We start from the raw sequence: 25,718 nt of genomic DNA, 5'->3' as shown, positions 1-25,718 counted from the left end.
CGTTTTTCTATGGCCTAAGGTTGAGTGGGCTGAGTATTTAACGGTTTTTTCAGGTTCCGGGTCTTCGCCAGAAAAGGCAGGTAGTGCTGGATGACCAGCTGTTCTGCCTCCATGATGGGCATATGGCCGACCTGGTCCAGAATTACGGGCGGTTCCGCGTGTTTTAATAGTGTTTTTAACTCTTCGGCAACCTCAAAATTAATGATTCTGTCCTGCTTGCCCCAAATAATCAAACTCGGTGCATCAATAGTTCGGGCCAAAAGTGCAAAAGACTGCGGTGTATAGGTACGATTTAAAGCCACCAGCTGGTCTACCATTTTTGCTGTTTGTGGTGCCTGAGCAATCATGATCTGTTCTTGCGCCTGCTTGTAACGGCGTGGCAAGAAGGGAGGGTTCTGCATTACAGTTTTGAGCAGATAGTTAAAATCTCCAGGTTTAGAAACCACCAGCTGTTTAAGGTAAGCCGGATTATGCAGATAAGGCGTTCTGGCATTTCGAAATACGCCGCCACTACTGACCAGAAATAGACTCTGGGTTTCAAAAGGATATTGGGCTGCATATAGCATGGCAATTGCACCACCCAATGAATGCCCAGCAAGATGCACCTGGTTTGGAATATTAGCTGCCTCGACAAAACGGCGTAACTGCTCGGTAATGTGCGGAACAGACATATCAAAATCTGCTGGGGTCCGGGTTTCACCTCCTATAGGCAAATCTGGAATGACCACATGATAATGCGGCGTTAAATAATGAGCCAGCCGGTTCCAGTTGTCACGGCTTCCGGAAAGACCGTGCAGGAGGAGTAGCGTGGGCTTGTCAACCGGCCCGCCTTCACTGTAGGACCAGGTCACTTCACCGACTTTCAGGGTTTTGCTGCGTAGCCCGGCCCAGCTCCGTTCTTCCTGTAAGGCCTGCTGAAATTCCTTCTGTAATTCTTCATTTTGGGCAATTGCAGTTGGACTTAATATACTTAAACAGCTTCCGAGTAAAATCATGGCAACTGTAGAGGAAAATTTAAAAGTACGCTGCATGCTTGAGCCTGTCATTTATCGGACTTCCCTGAAAAGTTACTCATTATATAAAAAAATCGCTATTGTTATCGACTCTGGCACAGATAGCATACCTGACTGACAACTAATCAGATAAAATGCAGTCAATTCCGTCAGCAGGAAAATAGCGGGTCTGATCATACAGTGTCTTTTATTTTGACAAAGTATTGATACGTAACCATATGAATCAATCATTATAAAAACGTCTCATTTATGAAGTTCGATAAAAAAGTACGCGATACTCTATTTTTTGTCAGTGACATTCAAAAATTGCAGGATTAAAATATTTTTTAACATTTAAAACAGATGGGAAATAGAATGCTAACTGCCCAAGAAGCTTTAGAACGCCTCAAACAGGGAAATCAACGTTTTGTGAAGGGAGAGACGACTCACCCCAAGCTTCTGTCACATCAGGAACGTGCAGAGATGGCAGAAGACCAGAATCCGTTCGCCATTATTCTGGGCTGTTCTGACTCACGTGTTCCGGCAGAAATGGTATTCGATCAGGGCCTCGGTGACCTGTTTGTTATTCGTGTAGCTGGTAATATTGTTGCACCTTCGCAGGTAGGAAGTGTCGAATTTGCTGCAGAGCGTTATGACTGTGCTGTAGTTGTGGTACTAGGCCACAGTCATTGTGGTGCAATTCAGGCCACTATTAATGCTCTGAATAATCCGGATCAGGAACCTTCCATGAACCTGATGTCAATTGTGAACCGTGTACGGCCTTCAGTTGAAATCCTGATGCAGACCGAACTTAAAAATGATGTTAAGAAACTGTCCAAACATGCAGTACGTTCTAACGTGTTCGCATCAGTTAACCAGTTGCGTCATGGTTCAGCCGTACTGGAAAGCCTGATTGCTAAAGGTAAGATGATTGTTGTAGGGGCAGAATATTCACTCGAGACAGGTGAAGTAGAGTTTTTGGATTTTTAACACAGAAAAATATTTAATCAGGCCTTGTATGCCATGACATATAGGGCCTTTAATTTATAGTGCGCCCTTAATATAAGGGTAAGCATTATTGAGTAGCCTCATTTGGGCCTTGCTATTGGGGTGTACCAGATCTGTCTGCATCAAGGTTTTATTGCCAGCAATTCCTTCCATAAAAAATGGCATCAATTTTACCTGATACTGCTGGCTAACTCTTTTATAAGTATTTTCAAAACTCTGACTATAAGCCGCACCATAGTTTGGTGGTATCTTCATGCCAAATAGCAGCACTTTGGCTTTTGAAGCTTTTGCCTGTTGTACAAGTTGTCCAAGATTTTTCTCAATCATCTGTGGTGGCTGTCCACGCAGACCATCGTTCCCGCCCAGTTCAATCACGACCACATGGGGTTTATAGGTTTGTAAAAGCTTTGGAAAACGGGCCAGTGCACCACTAGTGGTTTCACCGCTGACGCTTGCATTGACCACTTTGTGCTGTTTCGGGTACTGTTGGTCAAGGCGCTTTTGCAATAATTGAACCCATCCCTGTTCCGGTTTCATACCATAACCGGCACTGATACTATCGCCTAAAACCATAATAGTTTTAGCTGACGCCATTAGCGGAACTGCAGCCAAGCCTGCAATAGCCAGATGTTTAAGAATTAAAGACCACAATTTTCGATTTTGCATATCAGGAATTTTATGACTCAGGCCAATTTGCGATCTTCCATCATGCCACAACCGATTATTTCTGCCCAGCAGATCACACAAAGCATCCAACTACCGCATCAAAATTTAACAATTCTAAAAGAGGTTAATTTACAGATTATGCCGGGAGAGCAGGTGGCTATTACAGGTCGCTCCGGTTCGGGTAAATCGACATTGCTGGGTATTCTGGCAACACTGGATCAGGCCAGTTCTGGTGAACTGATTATCTACGAAGAAGAAGTTCATCGGTTAAATGAAGAGCAGCGTGCTCAGGTGCGCCTGAAATACATTGGCTTTATTTTTCAGTCTTTTCAGTTATTGCCAGCCTTAACTGCTGTCGAGAATGTGATGTTACCACTCAGGTTACAGCCAGACTTCCATTACCAGACAGCTGAGCAAAGGGCTTTAAAACTTCTGAAAAGGGTAGGGCTTGAGCGACAGGCCGGTCAGACTCCAAAAGTACTTTCGGGCGGCGAGCAGCAACGTGTTGCCATTGCACGGGCACTCATCAGTGAGCCTGCGATCATTTTTGCCGATGAGCCAACAGGCAACCTCGACGGACAGACAGCTGAAGAAATTGAGCAGTTACTGTTTGAACTGAACCATGAACTGGGCACTACACTGGTACTGGTTACTCACGACCCTGAACTTGCCCGACAGTGCCAGCGTCACTTCGAACTGGTGAATGGCCATCTGATTGAAAAGACTTCAGGAGATACCCATGTTAAGTCCGGTGCTTAAACCGCTATTAACACAGAGCTTTCGTAGCAGTGGTATCTATCTGTTGATCATTGCACTGGTTCTGGCTATCAGTGCCACAACCGCAGTTAAATTCAGTAATCAGCAGGTACAGCAGGCGGTTGCCTTACAGGCAGCGGAAATGCTTGCCGCTGATCTGGTGCTAAGTGATACCGCGCCGCTCGAGCAAAAATGGTTCCAGCAGGCCCGGCAGCTGGGTTTGACACAGTCAAAGGTTACTGTATTTAGCTCAATGGCCCATACGGATGACCAGTTTGTTATGGTTAATGTTAAGGCCATAGATCAGGCCTTTCCTTTGAGAGGAGAACTGCAGAGTACCTCTGCTGCTCAAACTCCCAATCCGGGAGAAGTCTGGCTTAGCCCACGTGCCTTGGAACTATTAAAGGTAAAAGTAGGTGACCAGATCCAGATTGCAGATGGCAGTTTTAACGTTGCAGCAGAAGTTGTTAAAGACAGCAATCAGGAGTTAGGTTTTTCAGGATTTTCACCTACTGTCATTATTCACCAGCAAGATATCGCACGTACAGGAGCTATTCAGGTGGGTAGCCGGGTACAGTACCGTTTATTAATGGCCGGATCACCGCAACAGGTACAAGCTTTTGAAAAAGGTTTTGAACAGCTCACCGGACAAAAGCAGAAAAATAAAATTGGTACAGAACAGGCAGGGGAAACTAGCAGCCTGCAGTTGTGTAATGCGGGTGAAGCCAATACGCGTCTGATGAAACCGCTTGAGAATCTGGATACTTTTTTGCAACTGGCAAATATTCTTACCATTTTACTCTGCGGTATTGCTATCGCGCTCACTAGCCAACGCTATGTCATGCAAAACCAAGACCATCTGGCGCTGCTGCGCTGCCTGGGTGCTTCCAAACATAGTATTTTATGGGCTTATCTTATACTGCTGGTGATTATCATGCTGATTGCCATCAGTTTTGGCGCAATACTGGGAATTGGACTTGGTTATGGCTTGCTTCAGTTGATGCTACAGCTCATCCCTAATTTGAACATCCAGTTTTCGGCACTGGCCATGCTACAGGGCCCGTTGCCTGTAGCCATGTTTACCAGTGCCATTGTGTTGTTGGGTTTTATCGGACCAAGCTTATGGCAACTCTTGAATACGCCCCCTATTCGGGTGATTCGTCAGCAGGAAAAATCGGTTATCTCCATTCTGGTCATGCTTTCCACCGGGCTATTAAGTCTGGTGATCTTTAGTGTGGTACTCACAGAAAATCTGCGACTGACGGCATGGGTAATGCTGGCGATTATCCTGTTATGTACAGTACTTTACGGCTTAGTCTGGCTTATTCTGAAAATATTAAAAGCAGCAAAAGGCCGGATTTCAGCTTATGTGCGTACACCCTATCAGACTGCTTTACAAATAACAGCGCTGGCCTTGGGTTTAAGCCTGATCACGGTGCTGGCCGTATTGCGTACCGATATGCTGGAGCGCTGGCAGCAGCAACTCCCTGTAGATACACCGAACCAGTTCGTTTATGGCTTGCCTCCTTTTGACCTTGAACCATTTCAGCAACAGGTTCGACAAAATGGCTGGGCTGGAACAGCACTTTATCCAAATATCCGGGGACGTTTGACTGAGAAAAATGGTCAGCCTTTCTCAAGTGAACTTATTCAGAAAAGTAACTCCTTGCAACGTGAGCTTAATCTTACCCAGACAAAGCAATATCCGGCAGATAACCGGATTATTGAGGGAGCTGCTTCATTTAGCCAGGTTGGACAGGTTTCAGTTGAAGCAAAAACAGCAGAAGAGTTAGGAATCAGGGTCGGGGACGAGTTGGGTTTTAGTTTGCCAGAAGGCCTGTTAAAAGCCCGGGTTATTAATCTGAGAACTGTTGAATGGGAAAGTTTCAGTCCTAATTTCTTCTTTATTTTTTCACCAGATACAATAGATGAAAATGCAGGCAGTTATCTGGGCAGTTTTTATGTACCTGAAGAAGACAGGCCTAAACTGGTTAATCTGATTCAACAATTTCCGAATACGGTTTTTATTGATGTCAGTATGATTCTGGAACAGGTTAAACAGCTGGTAAATGTTCTGGTACAGATTATTACTGTACTGGCAGTACTGGTGAGTATCTCCGGTTTTCTGGTACTGCTGGCATGTCTAAACCTGCTGATGGACGAACGTAAGCAGGAAGTTGCACTATTACGTTCTTTTGGCAGTTCAAAACATAAATTAAAACAGATGCTGAGTCTGGAAATTGGATTAATCGGTTTTATTTCCGGAGCGGTCGCTTGTCTGTTTGCAGAGGTGATCAGTGCAATTGCCAGTTACCGTATGGAGTTGCCGATACAGTTACATGCTGAGATCTGGCTGTGTCTACCACTTGTCATGACAGTCGTATGTGCCATCATTGGCCGATATCGCTTGAGCTATCTCTGTGATATTCCACCATTAGAGAGTCTGCGTTCGATTAATCAGTAAAAGTTTTTAGATAAATGCCAGCCTGGTTTAAAAGCCAAGCTGGTTTTTCATCTGGCTTAAAATTTCCTGCCAGAGGGGCTGAATCTGCTGAATCTGCTCCAGATTATACTGATATAAGGCCAGACAGCATGCTGCACCTATCAATAGGCCAGCCATTCCCCCTATAACGCTGACACGTAAACGCTGGCTGAGATACCAGAGCAGTGCTAACAGTATACCCATCATCATGCCACCGATATGGGCTGCGTTGTTGATGCCACTAATCATAAAACCCATGCCCAGATTAAGCCCCATAACCAGCAATAAGGATTTGCGGTCCAGAATAAACTGCTGTCGGGGCAGTACTGGTAATAAAGATAGTATAGCCAATGCTGCCCCCAGTCCCATGACTGCGCCCGATGCGCCTGCACCTACACGTGGCAATAGCTCGGGGTCAAACTGATTCAGCAGGCTATATGTATTTTGAACATCAATATAGCCGCTGAGCAGACTTCCCATAAGACCGGCCAGTACATATAAACCGATAAAATAGGACCGTCCAAACAGCTGTTCAGCCACACTGCCAAAGATATAAAGGGCCCACATGTTTAACATAAGATGGATCAGACCAAAATGAAAAAACATGCTGGTGAATAGCCGTTGAGGTTCCTCTAAATAGGTTAAAGGTGCATAATCAGCACCCCAGCGGATTGCATCAATGATCTCAGGCTGGGTAATATCAACACCAGCGAAAATCTGCCAAGCGAACAACCCGACATTGATTGCAATCAGAAGCGCTGTACACCACCAAAGCTGCGTATTGGATTGAACCGGAAAAGGTGAATAGTTCGACATGCTTTTTTAAAAACAGATACGATATGGTCGAAGACAGCTTAACACGAAAAAAAATGAATACAGGAGTAACTCTCTGACATGAAAGCTATTATTGTTCGCACTTTGTTAATTCTTGTCAGTCTGTTTCTTTTAGTACAACTCTGGATTTTTAGCAGTCTGGTGTGGTGGCGTACCCATCCGGTTGAAACCACCATGTTTATGCGACTAGATTACTGGGCAGATCGAAGTCAGCCTATCCAGCATGAGTGGCGTGACTATGACCAGATCAGCGATTACTTTAAACATGCAATTGTCGCTGCAGAAGATGGCAAATTTCTTCAGCATCATGGATTTGACTGGGATGGCATCCAACACGCTATTGAACGTAACGGAGAAAAGGGGCAAGTGGTGGCCGGTGGTTCGACTATCTCCCAGCAGCTTGCTAAAAATCTGTTTTTATACAATAAACGCTCTTTTTTACGTAAAGGTCAGGAGGCTATCGCGACCTGGATGATGGAGCGTATGTGGACCAAACAGCGTATTTTAGAAGTTTATATGAATTCGGTTGAGTTCGGGGAAAATATCTATGGGGTAGAAGCTGCGACCCAGCATTACTTTGGTAAAAGCTCGCATAGTCTAAGCCGTGAACAGGCCGCTTTTCTGGCTGCACTTTTACCAAATCCGAAATACTATGATGAAAACCGGAATGACCGGAAATTACAGTATCGCAAGCGTATGATCAGTAAATATATGCGCTATAGCCATATTCCTTAATAATTTTTTAAAGATAAGCCCATTTTTTGGGCTTTTTTTTATGAAATTGTCAAAATTTTAACGCATACTTGAATGAAATATATCAGTTCTCATTCGTATAGGTTGCAGCATGAATAGTATAGTTCCAGCCAGTCCTTCAGAATATACATATAATGACCGCTACATTAACCGTGAACTGTCCATTCTGGACTTTCACCTGCGGGTACTGGAACAGGCTGTTGACCCGATACATCCCTTGCTGGAGCGTATGAATTTTCTGCTGATTTTTTCCCGTAATATGGATGAGTTTTTTGAAATCCGTGTTGCTGGAGTTATGGAGCAGCTGTACTTGGGAAATGAAAGCCGCAGTCCTGACGGTTTAACTCCCAAACAGGTCCTGGAAAGCATTTCCAAAACTGCACATGAGGCCATTGCCCGCCAGTACCGGATATTAAATCAGGAAATTTTACCCAAGCTGCGTGAAGAAGATATCTGTTTTCTGCGCCGTGGTGATTTAACACCTGCCCAATCCGCCTGGGTCAAAAAGTATTTTCAGGAGCAGGTCGCCCCAGTACTTACACCTATCAGTTTAGATCCAGCGCATCCATTCCCAAGACTGGTAAATAAAAGCTTAAATTTTATTGTCACCTTGGAAGGTAAAGATGCATTTGGCCGGCAGATTGATCTGGCTGTTGTTCCTGCCCCCCGGTCATTACCGCGTGTAGTTCGTTTACCCGATGAACTGACTGGTGGTAAAGAGCATCATGTCATGCTGTCTGCGATTATTCACGAACACGTTTCAGACCTGTTTCCGGGTATGACAGCTACCGGCTGTTACCAGTTCCGTGTGACCCGAAATGCCGATCTGGCACTCAATGAGGATGTGGAAGATCTGGCTAAAGCTCTTAAAGGCGAATTGAGCTCGCGACGGTTTGGCCGTGCAGTACGTCTGGAGGTAACTGAAAACTGTCCACAACATATTTATGAGTACCTGCTAAATGAGTTTGATCTGGATGAGGAGCAGTTATATAAAGTGGATGGTCCGGTCAATCTGGCCCGGCTGCTGTCAAACTTTAAACGTCCTCATCTACGCTATAACTCGCATACTCCGATAATTCCTAAAGTCCTAAAAAAATCGGAAAATATTTTCTCTGCCATGCAGAAACAGGACATTTTACTGCACCATCCATTTGAATCTTTTGCACCGGTAATTAACCTGCTGCGTGAAGCAGCGCGAGATCCGCAGGTATTGGCCATCAAGCAGACTCTATACCGTTCTGGACCGGATTCTGAAATTGTACAGGTTCTGGCAGAAGCTGCACGTAATGGCAAAGAAGTAACCGCAGTGATCGAGCTGCGTGCCCGTTTTGATGAAGAGTCCAATATTGAGGTAGCCAATGTCCTGCAGGAGGCAGGCGCGGTAGTGGTATACGGCATTGTGGGCTATAAAACTCATGCCAAAATGATTCTGGTTATTCGCCGTGAAAACAACAAGCTGGTACGTTATGTGCATTTGGGTACAGGTAACTACCATGCAGCCAATGCACGGATTTATACTGACTATGGCCTGATGACCACTGACAAAGAGCTTTGTGAAGATGTACACCGTATTTTCCAGGAATTAACTGGAATGGGTAAAATGGCCAAGCTGAAAAAGCTGCTGCATGCCCCATTTACACTTCATCAGCAGTTGATTCACTATATTGAAGAAGAAATTGCCAATGCCAAAGCTGGGAAAAAAGCCCGTATTATCGTAAAGGTCAATGCTTTAACTGAAATGCAGCTGATTAACAAACTGTATGAGGCTTCACAGGCTGGGGTCAAGATTGACCTGATTATTCGCTCTATCTGCTGCCTGCGTCCGGGGTTGCCAGGCCTTTCGGAGAATATTCAGGTCCGTTCTATTGTAGGGCGTTTTCTGGAGCATACACGGGTTTATTATTTCTCAAACAATGGCAATCCGCGTATTTACTGTTCCAGTGCCGACTGGATGGACCGCAATTTATTTAATCGGGTAGAAGCCTGTTTCCCTATCGAAGATCCGGCATTGAAAAAACGTATCTATGAACAGGGGCTGGCAACCTATCTTAAAGATAACCAGCAGGCATGGATATTACAGGGCAACGGGCAGTGGCATCGTGCCCAGCTGGCTGAAGGTGAGGTACCTTACAATGCCCAGCAGACGCTACTGGAGATTTTTCAATCATGATAAAAAGGAGCCTTAAGGCTCCTTTTTACACTAAATAAAATAATCAGACATGAGCCTGAGCTTGTAACTCACTGCTGATTTTCTGAAAAATCTGTAACAGGACGTCGAACTCGCTCTGTAACGGTGTACTTTTACGGGTAACCAGTGCAAGCGTACGGTTTGGCGCCGCCTCAATCGATTTCACCATCAGCTCTTCATTGCACTTAATCATATTATTATGAATGGCAATTTCAGGAAGCAAAGTAAAGCCCAAGTTAGAAGATACCATTTCTACCAATGTAGGTAATGAGCTGGCTTTGAGGCGACTATCATTTTTACGCTCACCAATCGGGCAGGCACTCAAAGCATGGTCACGTAAGCAGTGGCCTTCTTCAAGCAGCATCAGTCGCGACAGATCCAGATCTTGCAGACTGTTTGCATTGGCTGCTTTCTGGTCAGCCTTATGATAAACCAGATACAGATCTTCTTTTGCGATTTCAGCCACTTTCAAATTACGGGTATCAAACGGTAGAGCCAGAGCAACCATATCCAGATTACCATGTTCAAGCTTTTCTACAATTTTCTCGCTTTGAGCTTCATGCAGATGTAACTGAATCTTGGGTAACTGTTTATGCACTTCTTCAAGTAGCTGTGACAATAGAAAAGGTGCCATGGTTGGGATAATGCCCAGATGCAGGTCACCAGTCAACGGCTCGCTCATTTCACGGCTTAAACGCATTAAATCCTGAGCATCGGCCAGCAATACACGCGCTCGTGCGACCACCTGTTCACCCAGGGGAGTTAAACGTACATTCTGGCGGTCACGTTCTACCAGAACCCCACCAAGCAAACGTTCCAGCTCCATAATTCCGCCCGATAAAGTGGACTGGGTTACGAATGAACGGCGCGCTGCTTCAGTGAAATGCAACGTTTCAGACAGTGTTACAAGATATGACAGCTGTCTTAAAGAGGGTAATGCAGCCATAGTGTCCTAATGTGTATGATTAAAATGATGAGCAAATAAACTGCTAAGTTTAGGAATAAAATGCGGCGGAATATCATGCCCCATTCCATGAATCAATTCAAACTTAGCGCCTGGGATTGCTTTCGCAACAGCTTTGCCGTGGCTCGGTGGAAGTAAACGATCACGTGATCCATGGATCACTAATGTGGGCTGATGGATCTGTTTATCCAGCTTTAGCAATGAACCTGTACATAATATTGCTAAAAACTGTTGAAGTACACCCGCTGGATAATAACTCCGTTGATATAGTTTACGTGCACTCTGTATGGCTTCAACCTGATTAATATAGCCGGGAGATCCTATAATCTCAAATAACTTCAAACTATGACTAATAATTCCTTCTTCATCATTGCTTTCAGGCTTGCCAATCAGGCTAAACAGCTGTTTTGGAAAAGGAGGGGGAAGCAAAGGCTGATTATTGCTGGTAAACATCAAGCCTAACTTTTCGACCTTATCCGGATAGCGTGCTGCAAGAATCTGCGCAATCATACCACCCATTGAAGCACCGATAACATAGGTTTTTTCCAGCCCCATTCTTTCAAGCAGTAAAGCTACATCATCAGCCATGTCATAGAGGGTATAAGGTGCTCCCTGATTCTGTAGACCAAGCGCAAAACGTCCCATCAGCTTAAAAGTATTTAAACGTGGACCTTTATGACGTATCTTTGATGAAAGTCCAATATCACGGTTGTCAAAACGAATTACCCGATAACCTTGGTCAATTAATGATTTACAAAAGAAATCCGGCCAATATAAAAGCTGCGCACCTAGTCCCATAATTAACAGAATAGTTGGATGTTCAGGTTTACCGCCAATCTCTACATGAAGTTCGATTCCGTTGCCTAAATCGACCCGAGTTTCATGCATAAAAGAAGAATAAGGTGAAGCTTTAAGTTGAAAATTACTATTCATAAAACCACTTATCTCCCGAAACAGCGGTATTGACTGAAAATCACTTGCTTATTTATGCGCTAAACCTGAGGCGGAATCAAGTCAGGGACCTGTTTTGCCAGGTTCAGGCGCTGCTTGCCTGCTGTTGGACCAAGTAAAACAAAACCACGTAATGTTCCTGAAGCATCTACAGCTTTTGCAATCAGACCATCTTCAAACTCTTCATTTTCCCAGGAGACTTCAATATCTAAAGGGGCAGGAAGAACAGTAAGAGGGGCAGCCGGAGTTTTTACTGCAACGGGCATAGCCGGATAATGGACGTGAGTATGCTCGCCATTTAAGGTTTTAGCCAGAGCCCGTGCCTGTTGCATAATCGGCATGACATAAGGGAGCAGGGTTCCATTTACCTCGGCACAGTCACCTACGGCATAAATATCAGGCTGACTGGTTTCCAGCAGGCCATTTGTAACTATACCGCGACTGGTCTGAATTTGGGCTGCTTTCGCCAGTTCAAGGTTTGGCTGCAAGCCAATTGCAGAAAGCACGATATCAGCCTCCAATACTTTTCCATTTGCAAGACTCACAACATAGTCATCATTTTCAATTTTATTAACCTGCTCTACAGTAGTATTAAACACAAACTTGATACCGGCCTGTTCCAGTTTATGCTGGAATGAACTGGCCACATGCTGAGGTAATAAACGGCCAAGCGGTTGTGAGGACAGATCAATCACAGTAACGCCGTGTCCGGTATGCTGCAAGTCATTGGCAAATTCACAGCCAATTAGACCCGCACCTAAAATCACAACACGCTTATCTTTACGCGATGACAGATTTTCACGGAATGTACGGTAGTCGATTAATGAATTTACGACATGAATATCTTCACTGGCGTTCCCGGCAATATTCAGGCGAACCGGATTAGCCCCAACGGCCAGAATCAGCTTGGAATATTTCTGCTTTCGGGACTGCTGATCTTTTTCAATGAGCAGTTCATGCTGCTCAGGATGAATTTCTTTTACCCAAGTAAAGGTCTCAATCTGCATATTGAGCTGGGCCGCCATTTTCTGTGCATCACCCAATGGAATCTGTTCAGGTGATTTATTACCTGCCAAGGCGTTTGAAAGAGTCGGTTTAGCATAATTTACTGCATCATCGGCACAAATCATCACAAGTTCCTGTTCAGTATTTAATTTACGGAACTCCCGTGCAAGGGTATAGCCTGCCATCCCTGAGCCGATAATGACGATAGGGTCCATATTTTTCTCCATGTTCAATAAATTATGCTCGATGTAAAAAAGACCATGTCGGGCATGGTCTTGGTATTATTTAAACTTCGATCATCTCGAAATCTGCTTTAGATACCCCACAATCCGGGCAGGTCCAGTCATCCGGAATATCTTCCCATTTTGTTCCCGGTGCGATGCCATCTTGTGGCCAACCTTGAGCTTCGTCATAAATCCAACCACAAACGATGCATTGGTACTTCTTCATCTGTATCTCCAAAACTGCTGGGCCAAAAGACCTGGCAGGAAAAACAAGCAGCTATTGTTAAATCTTTAAAATTATAAACATTCAGGAATGTTCATCTTGCCATAAATTTTTACGCTGTTCAGCAGTCAAAGTAAAGCAAATACCGGAGTTTAACCAGTTTGAAAACTGAGGTAATGGCAGAGTAGGTCAAAAGGAGGGGCAAACAGGCAATATTTTGTACTATCTATTCCTAAATGACTGAATCTGTAAGGATATAAAAATATTAATTGTTTTAAAAATTATCAAATATCAAATATAGGATCATTCATTATTTTTAATAAAATATCTAATAACAGACATGAGACTAAAAAAGCAGAAGCGTAGATAATAAGACCATAGTCTACTAGCTAGGCAGCGATGATTCATTTATTTTAAAGATAGGTAAAATTTTATTTAAAAATACCTTTAATTAAAATTAATTAAATTCAGACACTTATATTTTTTATTTTTTTGATTATTAAATATTCTGCATTAGATAACTGGCTATAACCTGAATAAAAGCATAAAATTCATGCATTCTTTTTCGTTTTTCCAGATTCTCTCCCATGACCAGTTTGCATACAACATTGTGGACTCATATCCGCACGGTACAAGATTTCCCTAAGCCCGGTATATGTTTTTACGACCTGACACCTTTATTCATGCAGAATATTGCCGCTTTAACAGATGCTTTAATTGCTAGCATTCCGGCTGAAGCACTAAATGAAGTCGACAGTTTCCTGGCGGTAGAAGCACGTGGTTTTGTTTTGACCAGTCTTTTAGCCCAGCGTTTAAATAAAGGTTTATTACTGGTGCGTAAAGCTGGCAAATTGCCGCCTCCAGTAGTGGGTGTTGGTTATAGTCTTGAGTATGGCGTAGACCGTCTGGAAATGGCTGATGGTATTGCACCACAGAAAGTTATTATTGTTGATGACGTGCTGGCTACAGGCGGTACTTTAAAAGCTGTAAAACAGCTTGCTGAAAAATGTCAGCATCATATTCTTGGAGCAAGTATTTTACTTGACCTGCCAGATTTACATAGTGATTTAGGAGTTAATATCTGGTCTGTTCTGGATGAACGTACCCAGCCTGAAGCACAAGTCGCCTAAAATTTATTCTTATAAAGCCGGATAATTCAAATAGGTTGTAAAAAATGGTTCTCCAGATGATGCAACAGCTGATTTAAATTATCCGGATTAGACAGGCGGTGACAACCACCTTCTACTGCTTCAACCAGCATAAACTGTTCCAGATATTCTTGTGCTTCCAGCATATTCAGCTCTTCATCACCCAGTTCAAGATATGCAATTTTGGGTGCATCAGAATCCAGATCTGTCTCATTAATAGATGGATAATCTGTCCGGAATTGTGGTTTTAAACTGGGATTGGCAACCAGTGCCGGTAGCTTGAATAAGGCCGACATCTTTAATGCCCAGTACGCACCCAGGCTATGTCCTACCAGCACATCTGGCTGAATTTTCTGGATTATTTCCTGGTAAAAGTGAGCAACTGTCTGATAGTTCAGATTACGATAATCCACTGTAATACAGCATTTATTTTCTGACTGAAGTGCATGGAACTTGGTGGATTCCCGTGAGGAATCCAGCCCATGCATAAATAATATCTTTAATGTGCACTTATTCATTTAATTTACTTCAAATCGCTATCCAGAAATATCCAAGATATCCGTTATCTTTTCTTGTCCCTTCCGGTAGGTAGTTTAATTTTGCGCCTGTCGCTTGGCTGTTAGCTATTGGTCTAGATTAGATCAAAGTCTAAGTAAAATGCATTGATGAAATTATTTTGCTTTAGCGTGATGCAAGGCATACGAAAAATGTAACCAATCTGCTATGCTATGTGACTTCTTTTTATACTTGAATCGAGGCAGAGATGACGCAACATAACGCTCAATCGACTTCTGAACACACTATTTCCGAAAACGATTTAATTGCACAGCGTCATGCCAAACTAAAACAGATCAAAGAGCAGGCCGAAGAGACTGGTAAGAGTCCTTGGCCAAATACCTTTAAACGTGAACATTATGCGCAGGATCTACAGGATCTTTTTGCTGGCAAAACCAAAGAAGAAATTGAAGCTGGTGAAAAAGTTTATGTGTCTGTAGCAGGGCGCGTGATGCTGAATCGTGGCTCCTTCATTGTCATTCAGGATATGACTGGCCGTATTCAGCTTTATGTTGCACGTAAAGAATTAGATGAACAGACTCTTGCAAGCATTAAGGGCTTGGACCTTGGTGATATTATTGCTGTACAAGGTTACATTGGGCGTTCAGGTAAAGGAGATCTTTATGTTCATATCGAACATTTTGAATTACTCACCAAATCGCTCCGTCCATTGCCTGATAAGTTTCATGGTTTAAACGATACTGAAGTTAAGTATCGTAAACGTTATCTGGATTTAATTGTTAACGAAGAAACCCGTAAAACATTTGAAATTCGTGCCAAAGTTGTTGCAGGCATCCGTAGTTACCTGAACAGTGAGCGTTTCATGGAAGTTGAGACGCCGATGATGCATGTCATTCCTGGTGGTGCTTCAGCACGTCCATTTGAAACTCACCATAATGCGCTGGATATGCCACTCTTTCTACGTATTGCGCCTGAGCTTTACCTAAAACGTTTGGTTGTGGGCGGCTTTGAACGAGTATTTGAGATTAACCGTAACTTTCGTAATGAAGGGGTATCGACCCGACATAATCCGGAATTTACCATGATCGAGTTTTATCAGGCTTATGCAGATTATAAAGACCTGATGCAACTGACCGAGAATATGCTGGAAAAACTGGCGCTCGATATTCTGGGAACAACCGATGTGCCTTATCAGGGAGAAGTTTTTAACTTCAAAGGGCCATACAAGAAAATCTCGATGTTTGATGCCATTCTTGAGCATAATCCGGAATTTACACCAGAGAATGTTAATGACCGGGAATTCTTGGCAAAATTTGTTTGTGAAGAACTTAAAGAACAGGTGAAAGCTGGTTTTGGTTTAGGTAAGCTGCAAACAATCGTGTTTGAAGAAACAGTAGAAACCAAACTGCGCCAGCCGACTTTTATTACTGAGTACCCGGCAGAAACCTCTCCATTGGCACGCCGTAATAATGATAATCCTCATATTACAGACCGTTTTGAATTTTTTATCGGTGGTCGTGAACTGGCCAATGGCTTTTCAGAGCTGAATGACCCGATTGATCAGGCAGAGCGTTTCCAGGCTCAGGTTGAAGAAAAAGATGCAGGTGATGATGAAGCAATGCACTATGATGCAGAGTTCATTGAAGCTTTAGAATATGGCCTGCCACCAACCGCCGGAGAGGGAATTGGTATTGACCGTCTGGTAATGATTTTTGCAGATGCGCCAAGTATTCGTGATGTAATTTTATTCCCACACATGCGTCGTAAAGATGTCTGATTACTAAAATAAAGAGAAGCCTGCTGAATGCAGGCTTTTTTATATTCCAAGATTTAGTTATAGATATGTAAATAGCCGAATTTACAATGTTGAAAAACCTAAACGAAATCTTTAAGGTTGGTAACAATAATTACACCTGAGCATGACACTACAATGTTTTTAAAAAAAGTTTTGGGCCTTTCCCTTTTATCGGTCCTGTCTTCTCCTGTCTGGGCACAAGGTCTGGTCCTCAATAACCAAGATTTGCGTACTGATCTGAACTGGTTAAACCAACAAGGTGTAATTCAGATCAGTACTTCAACTTGGCCGCTGAGTGGAGATGAAATTCAACGCGCTCTTGCACAAGCTAATATCAAAAATACTACTCAGCAAAAAGTAATTGATTCTGTACTCAATACTCTAAAAGCTGACAATAATATGCTAAAAGCCGGGCTATTTGCTGAAACTGACCAGAAGGTTCTACCACAAGCTTTCGGCGACAAACAGAAAGCCCAGTATCAGGCCGCGCTTGAATTCAATGCAGGAGGAGAAAACTGGGATGCGAAAGTCCGGGTGAATGCAGAGAAAGATCCGCAAATTGACAATGGACAGGATGTTAATGTCGAAGGTTCCTATATTGCTGGTAAACTCTGGAATCAGTGGGTAATTGCCGGTCAGATCCCAAGCTGGTGGGGACCAGGACATGATGGCAGTCTGATTCGTGGTGATGCTAGTCGTCCTGTTATTGGTGTTACTGCTCAGCGTGCAGTACAAGATTCTTTTGAAACACCATTACTTTCATGGATTGGGCCTTGGCAGTATCAGGCTTTCGCAGGTCAACTTGATGATTACTCTGCAGTACCAGATGCGAAACTGATTGGACTGCGTGTGACAGCTCAGCCTTTACCTTATCTCGAATTGGGGGCATCCCGAATGATCCAGTGGGGAGGAGAGGGCCGTCCAGAAAGTTTAAGTTCGCTTTGGGATGCTTTCGTTGGTAATAAAGATAATGGGGGAACAGGTGAGCCTGATCCTTCTAACCAGCTTGCAGGATTTGATGCACGTCTGAATCTTATACCACTTTTAAATACACCGGTAGGTATTTACGGTCAGTATGTGGGTGAGGATGAAGCTGGAGGCTTGCCATCAAAGAAAATGTATTTAGCTGGTGTAGACTACTCATCCGTCTATAAAAACCTGCCATTTCAACTTTATGCCGAGTGGGCAGATACTCGAACCAACGGCGAGGTTCGAGGTGTTTCTTATACTCATAGTACTTATACTGACGGTTACTATCAGCATGGCTATCCTTTAGGACACGCATTGGGAGGCGATGCTCAAATGGTCTCTATTGGTGGAGATATTCGCTTTGATATTATGAACCGTTTAAGTGGACGCGCCCTGGTTGCAAAAGTTAATCAATCTGAACGAGGTGCGAAAAATAATTTAGCTTTTGCACAGGATGATGAAATTAAGGCAGTCGATTTAACCTGGACCCATTATATGCAGCCTGATATTCCTTTAAAACTGAATGGCTGGCTAAGTGATTCAGATGCGAATGGTAATGATGCCGGTGTATCAGTCGGAATCGAGTTTCCGTTGGATCGTGCTTGGGCAGCATTTCGCTAGTTGTGTCTAAAAGAAAAGCCTGCTAAATGCAGGCTTTTTTATTGTTCGCTATTCTAAATAACTGATGAACCCAGTTAGTTCATTGTATAGGTTTTATTTAATGCACAATTTATAACTTCTTATATGAAAACCAAGAATATACATATCACAAAAGAAGCAATAGCCCAGACTGGCAAATCACTATAATGAATATAGTTCGTCAGATGCGTAATAAGCATCGATCCAAGTTTTAATCAAGATAGACATCCGGAGTTGTTATGGCAATCGTTCCTCCAACTGAGGAAAGACTTACACATCTAAAACAGCTTGAAGCTGAAAGCATTCACATTATTCGTGAAGTTGCTGCCGAATTTGAAAATCCGGTGATGTTGTATTCTATTGGTAAAGATTCTGCGGTAATGCTTCATCTGGCTATGAAAGCATTTTATCCAGCTAAGCTTCCTTTTCCGTTACTGCATGTAGATACCGGCTGGAAATTCCGTGCCATGATCAAGTTCCGTGATGAGATGGCGAAGAAACTGGGTCTGGATCTGATTGTTCATCAGAATAAAGAAGGCCGCGATGCCGGAATCAATCCGTTTGACCAAGGCAGTTCAAAATATACTGATATCATGAAGACCCAAGGTTTAAAGCAAGCTTTGGACAAATACCAGTTTGATGCAGCTTTTGGCGGTGCACGTCGTGATGAAGAAAAATCACGTGCTAAAGAACGCGTCTATTCATTCCGCGATTCTAAACACCGTTGGGACCCAAAAAACCAGCGACCAGAACTCTGGAATATTTATAACGGTAAAGTAAATAAAGGTGAAAGTATTCGTGTCTTTCCTTTATCAAACTGGACCGAGCTTGATATCTGGCAATATATTTTCCTTGAAAATATAGAACTTGTACCTTTGTATTTCTCTGCTGTACGTCCAGTGGTAGAACGTGATGGTACACTGATTATGGTAGATGATGAGCGTATGCGCCTGAAAGAGGGCGAAGTTCCACAAATGAAATCTGTACGTTTCCGTACATTAGGCTGTTATCCGCTTACAGGGGCTGTGGAATCTACAGCAGCAACCTTGCCGGATATTATTCAGGAAATGCTTTTAACCACCAGCTCCGAACGTCAGGGTCGCATGATTGACCATGATGAAGCAGGGTCGATGGAAAAGAAAAAGCAAGAAGGTTATTTCTAAAAATTTGTGGAGCGTGATGTATGTCTCATCAGTCTGAACTGATTAGCCAGGATATTCTGGCTTACCTTAAACAGCACGAGCAAAAAGACCTTCTACGCTTTTTGACGTGTGGTAATGTTGACGATGGTAAAAGTACCTTAATTGGCCGCTTATTATTTGATTCAAAGCTGATCTATGAAGATCAGTTACAGGCAGTAACCCGCGACAGTAAAAAAGTCGGCACTACAGGGGATGCACCGGATCTGGCTCTTCTGGTTGACGGTTTACAAGCAGAACGCGAGCAGGGCATTACGATTGATGTCGCTTACCGTTATTTCTCAACAGAAAAGCGCAAATTCATTATTGCCGATACACCGGGACATGAGCAGTATACTCGGAATATGGCAACCGGTGCCTCGACCTGTGACCTTGCCATTATTCTGATTGATGCACGTTATGGGGTACAGACCCAAACCCGCCGTCACAGCTATATCGCCAGCCTGTTAGGTATTAAAAATATTATTGTTGCCATTAACAAGATGGACCTGGTGGACTTTTCTGAAGCCCGTTTTAACGAGATCCGGGCTGAGTACAATGATTTTGTTAATCAGCTGGGCGACCGTAAACCGGCTAATATTATCTTTACGCCGATTTCAGCATTAAATGGGGACAATGTAGTCAATCCATCAGCCAATACCCCATGGTATAAGGGCCAGACCCTGATGGCGACGCTGGAAAATGTAGAGATCAACCGTAATTCTGCTAAGCAGGAATTCCGTTTTCCAGTGCAGTACGTAAACCGTCCAAATCTGGATTTTCGTGGATTTGCTGGTACGATTGCATTAGGCACGGTAAATGTGGGTGATGAAATCATTGCCTTACCATCAGGTAAACGATCAACAGTCAAAGAAATCGTGACCTATGATGGTAATCTTGAGCAGGCAGTTGCAGGGCAGGCAGTCACTTTAACCTTGAATGATGAGATTGATATTTCTCGCGGTAACCTGATTGTTAAAGCAGGTGACCAGCCAGAAATCTCACGTTCTGTACGTGCTACCGTCGTATGGATGACTGATCAGCCTCTTGTAAAAGGCAAGCTTTATAATATTAAGCTAGGCACACAAACTGTTCCAGCCAAAGTCACCGAGATTAATTACCGCGTCAATGTGAATACGCTTGAGCAAACTCAGGTAGAACAGCTTGAACTTAATGCAATTGCCAATGTAACAGTGGAATTTGATGCACCTGTAGTCTTTGACCGTTACCAGGACAGCCGCTATACCGGTGCATTTATTTTTATTGACCGTCTGAGCAATGTGACAGTTGGCGCAGGTATGGTTGAATCTGCCGTTGAGTGGAATGCCAATGGCAAGCCAGTTACTGCAGAAGACCGTGCTGCACGTTTAGGTCAAAAACCTGCGGTTGTGAGTGTAAATACACAAGTACTTGAACATGCTCAAGGGCTGGAAAGTCTACTCATGCAGCAGGGCATAGTTGCACTTGCTAAGGTTGGCTTAACGGCAGAGCAGGCAATCCTGTTACGTGAAACAGGTATTGTAGTGATTACAGATATTACAGAAGGTGCTGATGTTAAGCTCAATTTAGATACGGTTGAAGATCTGGCTGATAAAATTGTCGAATTAGTTCGTCTATAAGACTCAACTATTTTAAAAAAACCCGTCTTAATGGCGGGTTTTTTTATTAAAAGCATACTTATAAAAATATTAAATTTCCGTGTTGAAAACTTTTATTTTAATCGATGGATTTCTAATTTGATTACTTTTACTTATACATCAGAAAAACCAAACCGGCGAACCAGTCTGGTTTTTAATTTAAAAAAAAGATTACTGAACATTTACCTGTACAGGTGGCGCATAAATTGTATATTGACTGGTTGTGTCAATGTTATAGGTATAGCTCGGCATAACGTAAGCTGTCCCTTTCTCAGAGAAACTCAGTTGCCCTTGCGCATTCTGGCTGTATTTTCCGGAAGTAGGTAATAGCAGCATCTGACTCAGAGCAATATTGCTAACTTGGCCTTTCTGCGTAATCTTTTCACCCTTAATACTGACAGGCTTGCCAATGCTGGCATTAACCTGAGCAGGGACTTTGAGTTTTACTACAAAGTCTGATGCATCATGAGCGTAGTCAGTGGTTAAACCATGAGTTCCTGCAATATACATCCGGTTGAAATCGGCCTTATTTGTACGGAAAGTCCATGGCCAGAATGTTACACCCCGGTCTTTGGCCATGTTCATTAAATTGGTAGACAACCCATTATAGGATGGATTAAAGGTAGAGGAATACTGCTGCGTTGCATCTAGGATACGACGTGTATTGACTATATCGCTTTCTGCGGTAGGAGTGTTGGTTAGAAAACCGGTAGACACACCCGGTAAAATATTTTTCATCTTTAAAAGTTGAGACCCATTAAAACTGATCACCACGACTTGATCATAAACATCATGTTTATCTAACAAAGCTTTTAATGCAGGTACAATTTCTGGTTTGGAACTCTTGATTTCAATAAAATGCATCACATTCTTATGAGTTTTTAAAGCGTCCAGAAATTCCTCTAAAGTAGGTACAGTACGGTTATAGCCTAGTGTACGAAGCTGACGTACTTCAGCTAATGTCATATCTTCAATATTACGGTCTACACCAGTTGTGCGTTTCGCTGAACCATCATGCATAATGATAATATGACCGTCAGTAGTCAGATAGATATCGTTTTCAACTGCATCTGCTCCTACTTCAACCGCCTTTAATGCACCTTCTAGAGTATTTTCATCATCAAGTGCCGGTATACCACGGTGACCGGTAATAAGCGGTTTGCGAAGCAGAGTATTTGGTTTCATACTTTTCATGATGTTCTGAAATACATCAGGAGAGGTAGCAATAATTCCATTAACCCCGCTTGTAAGAATCCTGGCAGCCTTTACCGGATCAGTAGTGGTGCTATAAGCCCACGGTGTAAGCAATAACCGTTGTAAATGGCTAACAGTGATATCATTCACAAGCTGCTCAGGTAAAATTATAATTTTTGCCAAAGCCGTATTGGTGTTATGAGTAATAGTGACAATATCTTTTACGCTATTGGTCAGGTTTAGCTGTTTTGAATAATCCAGTGCAGTCCGTACTGTGGGCAGGCTGATACGAGCTTTACGTAGTAGCTCAACGTTGTCTGAACTTAACGTAATGTCTGCAATATCAACTGAATCTGAAAATACCTTTAAATGTTCAATTGTTGACTCGTTTTTAATGCTGAACAGGGGCATGGTGTTACGTTTAGGATCACCTAAATAATCTTTTAGAGAAGTGATTTTTTTATTGGATGCATCAAGAATATTTAACTGATCGTCCAGCTGATAATGAACTTGGCTTACAGCATTTGAAATCACTCCTTGAGTTGAGGCGGGTTGAATCAAAGTGGGTGCCATAGAAACCGGCAGGCTCTGCTCGGCTATAGGCGTAACTTTATTTGATTCAGGCAAGGCATCCAACTGTTGGGTAACCCTGATACTATCTACGCGCATCAAGAGACCCGCAGTTGAGAGCCCTATTCCGCCCTGGTTCAGGTTGTAAGGTAAAGTGGTATCGTGGATCAGATTATTATCCAGATAATGGCGTACCCGGTTGCCGGATACGACTACCGTGGCTTTATAAGTTCTATCACCTTCGATATTTTCTTTATAGGCCCCTTTTTGTAACACATTCCATGCATTGGTAGGCTGTCGTAATGCCAGTTCTACACCACTTGCTCCAGTTGCCTCGGCACGGATTGCAAACTGGTAATAAGGCGTAAATGCCGGTTCACTTAAAGCGTCAGCTGCACGATACATAATACTGCCCCAGCGGGTAGCATTATTTTTTTCAGGGTAGCTAAACTCAATATCGATCCGATAGTCGCGTAATTTATGAAATTCTTCAGGCAAGATAACCGAAGTCATCTGGGTATCATTAGCCCGGCCATCAATAAATAGACTGCTATTTTCTATATAAACTTTTCCTGCATTTGCTTTAGGGGCAATCCAGCCTGCCGGAAGTGCAGACAGCTGGTCAAAATTTTCATCAATGTAAATTTTGGGTTGTGGTACTTCTTCACTTGGGTTAGTGGGGGTTGGAGCTGGAGGAGTCACTACTGGCGTATCATTCGAGCCGTTATTTCCACTTGAGTCGTGATCATCATTACAGGCGACAAGGCCCAGAACCAGCAAGATAGTAAAGCTCAACTTGGCAAATTTCATGAGTAACCTCAGTTTTAGTTATAGTTCGGGCCAGAAGGCTAGAGCACTAAAATGACAAGTAGATGGATTCAGCAGTTATTTAAAAAATTCTTACATATTAAAGTTTTATTAATTTCATATGGATGAGACACAAGTATGCTGATAGCTAATGTTTTATGCGGGGAATGTAAATAAGTGGAGTGAAAACCGGTAATCTGCCGGTTGCTGTTTAAATGTGTACATAAATCCAGCTAAGCTTCATTGTGGCAAATTTATATGTTCAAATAGCAGCTAGAAACTTGAACAGTAACAGATAGGGAAAGATCATGTCACAGCAAACCACCATGCAACAGGTCATTATTACTGAACCGGGCGGCCCAGAAAAGCTGGCCTATGAAAGTGTTGCTATTCCAGTACCAAAAGCTGATGAAGTTTTAGTCAAGGTTCATGCTTTCGGAATTAACCGGCCAGATATCCTGCAACGTCAGGGACTTTATCCGATGCCTGCAGGGGTCACTCCGGTTCCTGGTCTGGAAGTGGCTGGTGTGGTCGAAGCAGTAGGTAAAGACGTAACTCAATTTAAAGTAGGTGATCCGGTCTGTGGACTCACCAATGGTGGCGGCTATGCCGAATATTGTGTAGTACCTGAAACCCAGACCCTGATGGTTCCAGAAGGAGTCAGCCTAGTTCAGGCTGCTGCTATTCCAGAAACATTTTTTACGGTTTGGGCTAACCTGTTTCAGATGGGTAAAGCCAAAGCAGGAGAAACTGTACTGATTCATGGTGGCACCAGTGGTATTGGTACTACAGCCTTAATGTTATGTAAGGCACTAGGCATTAAAACTTTCGCTACAGTCGGCAGTGATGAAAAAGTTGCAGCAATTGCGCATCTGACAGATGCGATTAATTATAAAACCCAAGACTTTGAAAGCTACATTACTGAGAAGACTGACAAGAGCGGTATAGACGTGATACTGGATATTGTTGGGGCACCCTATCTTGAACGTAACTTGAACCTGCTGCGTAAAGATGGTCGTTTGGTTTATCTGGCCTTTTTAGGTGGACGTAAAGCCAAAGAAATAAACCTTGGCCATATTATGATGAAACGTCTGACTATTACTGGTTCGACCATGCGTGCACGCAATACTGCAGAAAAACAGACGATTACTGAAGGTCTAAAACAGCATGTCTGGCCTTTATTGGCAAAAGGTGAGTGTTTGCCAATGATTTATCAGACCTTTAAGTTCGATCAGATACAAGATGCTCATGCAGCAATGGATACGGGCGAACATGTAGGCAAAGTTGTAGTAGAAATACTCTAATCTGTATTTCTGTTATTAAAAAGCCGCCCGTTAGGCGGTTTTTTCTCACCATGAAATTTAAAATAGAGAGAAACATGAATTTAAATACGGTCCCATATCTAAAATCACATTTTCAGAAGTCATTTTATGTCAAAATAAGCGTTTAGTATATTGTCCAAGGACTTTCCATGACTGAACACTCTTCCGAACAGCTTAGCGATATTGAAAAACTGGATATTCTAAATGCCATGAAAAATGATGCCTTAGATACACAGGCAAAAGAAATCATTCGTTCCGGTGGCAAGGCTGGACGTCAGGAAAGTCATCGGGATGCTCTGATTGCACTGAATCAGGCTTTTGAAAATAATTTTGTTGAAGCGGTAACCCTTGCACTAAACCTAAATGAGGCCCAAGCCAAAAAAATTCGCTATAAGAAAGACCGTATTCGTATTCTTAAAGCACACGGAATCGATTATATGGCAATTGATGGGGCACAAACTGCTCAGGTATTGGCACAAGTAGCTCAGGCAATTACTCGCGAAGAAGCAGTAGTGACTCATGACCTGCATAATATCTTTCCATTCTGGAAAGAAGGCTGGCCAATGGTACAGTTTGACAATGCCTATAAAATCTTATCAGAAGATATCCAGATTCATTATGAGGCAGTACTCGATACTTTGCTGAATCTACAATAAATCATTTCATACAAAAAGAGCCAGCTGGCTCTTTTTTAATGTCCTTATAAATATGATTTTATAATTATTTATAATTTATAAAAACTGCATAATTAAATCGGCCAGTTAACTGAAAATCATATAGTTCCAGTTGATTGCTTTAAGGCGGTTAAGCCAATTAGCCGACTGCTTAAGTTTATAACTATATGATGTCAACGAAGCTCAAGAAAAATGAGCTAGCAAGCCGTAAAGCTTAAATAAC

Annotated in this window: 21 protein-coding genes; 12 read left to right on the top strand and 9 right to left on the bottom strand. The window is 42.9% G+C overall.

Going from position 1 to position 25,718, the window contains the following annotated elements; translation table 11 throughout:
• Positions 1-14: 14 nt before the first annotated feature.
• Complete coding sequence (locus tag ABZP31_RS11095; RefSeq protein ID WP_034675828.1) at positions 15-1,046, bottom strand: alpha/beta hydrolase; 1,032 nt, start codon at positions 1,044-1,046, stop codon at positions 15-17.
• A 321-nt stretch (positions 1,047-1,367) separates the two neighbouring features.
• On the opposite strand from ABZP31_RS11095, the gene ABZP31_RS11090 reads away from it, so the two are divergent.
• Positions 1,368-1,982 (top strand): carbonic anhydrase, encoded by a 615-nt coding sequence (locus tag ABZP31_RS11090; RefSeq protein WP_005019060.1) that lies wholly within the window; start codon positions 1,368-1,370, stop codon positions 1,980-1,982.
• 54 nt (positions 1,983-2,036) lie between these two features.
• On the opposite strand, the gene ABZP31_RS11085 is transcribed toward ABZP31_RS11090, so the two are convergent.
• A complete protein-coding gene (locus ABZP31_RS11085; RefSeq protein ID WP_139880570.1) occupies positions 2,037-2,666 on the bottom strand; it encodes an arylesterase in 630 nt (209 codons plus the stop codon).
• Between the two features lie 12 nt (positions 2,667-2,678).
• Here ABZP31_RS11085 and ABZP31_RS11080 point away from each other — a divergent pair, with 12 nt between their 5' ends.
• On the top strand, positions 2,679-3,425 hold the full coding sequence (locus ABZP31_RS11080; protein ID WP_139880571.1) for an ABC transporter ATP-binding protein: 747 nt from the start codon (positions 2,679-2,681) through the stop codon (positions 3,423-3,425).
• On the top strand, positions 3,406-5,886 hold the full coding sequence (locus tag ABZP31_RS11075) for an FtsX-like permease family protein (RefSeq protein WP_139880573.1): 2,481 nt from the start codon (positions 3,406-3,408) through the stop codon (positions 5,884-5,886). Before ABZP31_RS11080 ends, ABZP31_RS11075 begins: the two co-directional genes overlap by 20 nt.
• Positions 5,887-5,913: 27 nt before the next feature.
• Here ABZP31_RS11075 and ABZP31_RS11070 read toward each other — a convergent pair whose 3' ends face one another.
• Positions 5,914-6,720, bottom strand: coding sequence for a rhomboid family intramembrane serine protease (locus ABZP31_RS11070; RefSeq protein WP_139880574.1), 807 nt, complete (start codon positions 6,718-6,720; stop codon positions 5,914-5,916).
• A gap of 78 nt (positions 6,721-6,798) precedes the next feature.
• On the opposite strand from ABZP31_RS11070, the gene mtgA reads away from it, so the two are divergent.
• Together mtgA and ppk1 are read left to right on the top strand one after the other, a co-directional pair.
• The gene (gene mtgA, locus ABZP31_RS11065; protein ID WP_005019068.1) at positions 6,799-7,473 is read left to right on the top strand and encodes a monofunctional biosynthetic peptidoglycan transglycosylase; all 675 of its coding nucleotides are present in this window, start codon (positions 6,799-6,801) and stop codon (positions 7,471-7,473) included.
• A gap of 109 nt (positions 7,474-7,582) precedes the next feature.
• Complete coding sequence (ppk1, locus tag ABZP31_RS11060; RefSeq protein WP_005019069.1) at positions 7,583-9,661, top strand: polyphosphate kinase 1; 2,079 nt, start codon at positions 7,583-7,585, stop codon at positions 9,659-9,661.
• A 43-nt stretch (positions 9,662-9,704) separates the two neighbouring features.
• Here ppk1 and oxyR read toward each other — a convergent pair whose 3' ends face one another.
• The 4 genes from oxyR to rubA all read right to left on the bottom strand — a co-directional run bounded on the left by oxyR (position 9,705) and on the right by rubA (position 13,049).
• Positions 9,705-10,625 carry a LysR family transcriptional regulator OxyR gene (gene oxyR / locus ABZP31_RS11055; protein ID WP_005027304.1) on the bottom strand — a complete coding sequence of 307 codons (921 nt, stop codon included), beginning with the start codon at positions 10,623-10,625 and terminating at the stop codon, positions 9,705-9,707.
• 6 nt (positions 10,626-10,631) lie between these two features.
• Positions 10,632-11,576: an esterase EstB gene (estB, locus tag ABZP31_RS11050; RefSeq protein WP_005019072.1), complete on the bottom strand. Its 945-nt coding sequence runs from the start codon at positions 11,574-11,576 to the stop codon at positions 10,632-10,634.
• 59 nt (positions 11,577-11,635) lie between these two features.
• Positions 11,636-12,814 carry an FAD-dependent oxidoreductase gene (locus ABZP31_RS11045; RefSeq protein WP_262463289.1) on the bottom strand — a complete coding sequence of 393 codons (1,179 nt, stop codon included), beginning with the start codon at positions 12,812-12,814 and terminating at the stop codon, positions 11,636-11,638.
• A gap of 70 nt (positions 12,815-12,884) precedes the next feature.
• The gene (rubA, locus tag ABZP31_RS11040) at positions 12,885-13,049 is read right to left on the bottom strand and encodes a rubredoxin RubA (RefSeq protein ID WP_005019074.1); all 165 of its coding nucleotides are present in this window, start codon (positions 13,047-13,049) and stop codon (positions 12,885-12,887) included.
• A gap of 584 nt (positions 13,050-13,633) precedes the next feature.
• Between rubA and ABZP31_RS11035 the strand changes: the two genes are divergently transcribed.
• Positions 13,634-14,176, top strand: a complete 543-nt coding sequence (locus ABZP31_RS11035) for an adenine phosphoribosyltransferase (RefSeq protein WP_367156803.1) — start codon at positions 13,634-13,636, stop codon at positions 14,174-14,176.
• 26 nt (positions 14,177-14,202) lie between these two features.
• On the opposite strand, the gene ABZP31_RS11030 is transcribed toward ABZP31_RS11035, so the two are convergent.
• Positions 14,203-14,712, bottom strand: a complete 510-nt coding sequence (locus tag ABZP31_RS11030) for a YqiA/YcfP family alpha/beta fold hydrolase (protein WP_005404380.1) — start codon at positions 14,710-14,712, stop codon at positions 14,203-14,205.
• 245 nt (positions 14,713-14,957) lie between these two features.
• Between ABZP31_RS11030 and lysS the strand changes: the two genes are divergently transcribed.
• The 4 genes from lysS to cysN all read left to right on the top strand — a co-directional run bounded on the left by lysS (position 14,958) and on the right by cysN (position 20,910).
• On the top strand, positions 14,958-16,487 hold the full coding sequence (gene lysS, locus ABZP31_RS11025; protein ID WP_248135176.1) for a lysine--tRNA ligase: 1,530 nt from the start codon (positions 14,958-14,960) through the stop codon (positions 16,485-16,487).
• A gap of 153 nt (positions 16,488-16,640) precedes the next feature.
• Positions 16,641-18,095, top strand: coding sequence for a capsule assembly Wzi family protein (locus tag ABZP31_RS11020; protein ID WP_248135179.1), 1,455 nt, complete (start codon positions 16,641-16,643; stop codon positions 18,093-18,095).
• A 257-nt stretch (positions 18,096-18,352) separates the two neighbouring features.
• Positions 18,353-19,276, top strand: coding sequence for a sulfate adenylyltransferase subunit CysD (gene cysD, locus ABZP31_RS11015; RefSeq protein ID WP_005019079.1), 924 nt, complete (start codon positions 18,353-18,355; stop codon positions 19,274-19,276).
• 20 nt (positions 19,277-19,296) lie between these two features.
• The gene (gene cysN, locus ABZP31_RS11010) at positions 19,297-20,910 is read left to right on the top strand and encodes a sulfate adenylyltransferase subunit CysN (protein WP_248135182.1); all 1,614 of its coding nucleotides are present in this window, start codon (positions 19,297-19,299) and stop codon (positions 20,908-20,910) included.
• A gap of 189 nt (positions 20,911-21,099) precedes the next feature.
• On the opposite strand, the gene ABZP31_RS11005 is transcribed toward cysN, so the two are convergent.
• Positions 21,100-23,502: a glycerophosphodiester phosphodiesterase family protein gene (locus tag ABZP31_RS11005; protein ID WP_248135185.1), complete on the bottom strand. Its 2,403-nt coding sequence runs from the start codon at positions 23,500-23,502 to the stop codon at positions 21,100-21,102.
• 305 nt (positions 23,503-23,807) lie between these two features.
• On the opposite strand from ABZP31_RS11005, the gene ABZP31_RS11000 reads away from it, so the two are divergent.
• Both ABZP31_RS11000 and ABZP31_RS10995 read left to right on the top strand, forming a co-directional pair.
• A complete protein-coding gene (locus ABZP31_RS11000) occupies positions 23,808-24,803 on the top strand; it encodes an NAD(P)H-quinone oxidoreductase (RefSeq protein WP_248135188.1) in 996 nt (331 codons plus the stop codon).
• 167 nt (positions 24,804-24,970) lie between these two features.
• Positions 24,971-25,477, top strand: a complete 507-nt coding sequence (locus tag ABZP31_RS10995) for a hypothetical protein (RefSeq protein WP_005019085.1) — start codon at positions 24,971-24,973, stop codon at positions 25,475-25,477.
• The last annotated feature ends 241 nt before the right edge of the window (positions 25,478-25,718 follow it).

Source organism: Acinetobacter sp. FL (genome assembly GCF_040744925.1).
Taxonomy (GTDB): domain Bacteria; phylum Pseudomonadota; class Gammaproteobacteria; order Pseudomonadales; family Moraxellaceae; genus Acinetobacter; species Acinetobacter radioresistens.
Note: the sequence above shows the minus strand (reverse complement) of the source record. Positions and strands in the feature narration are given on the sequence as shown.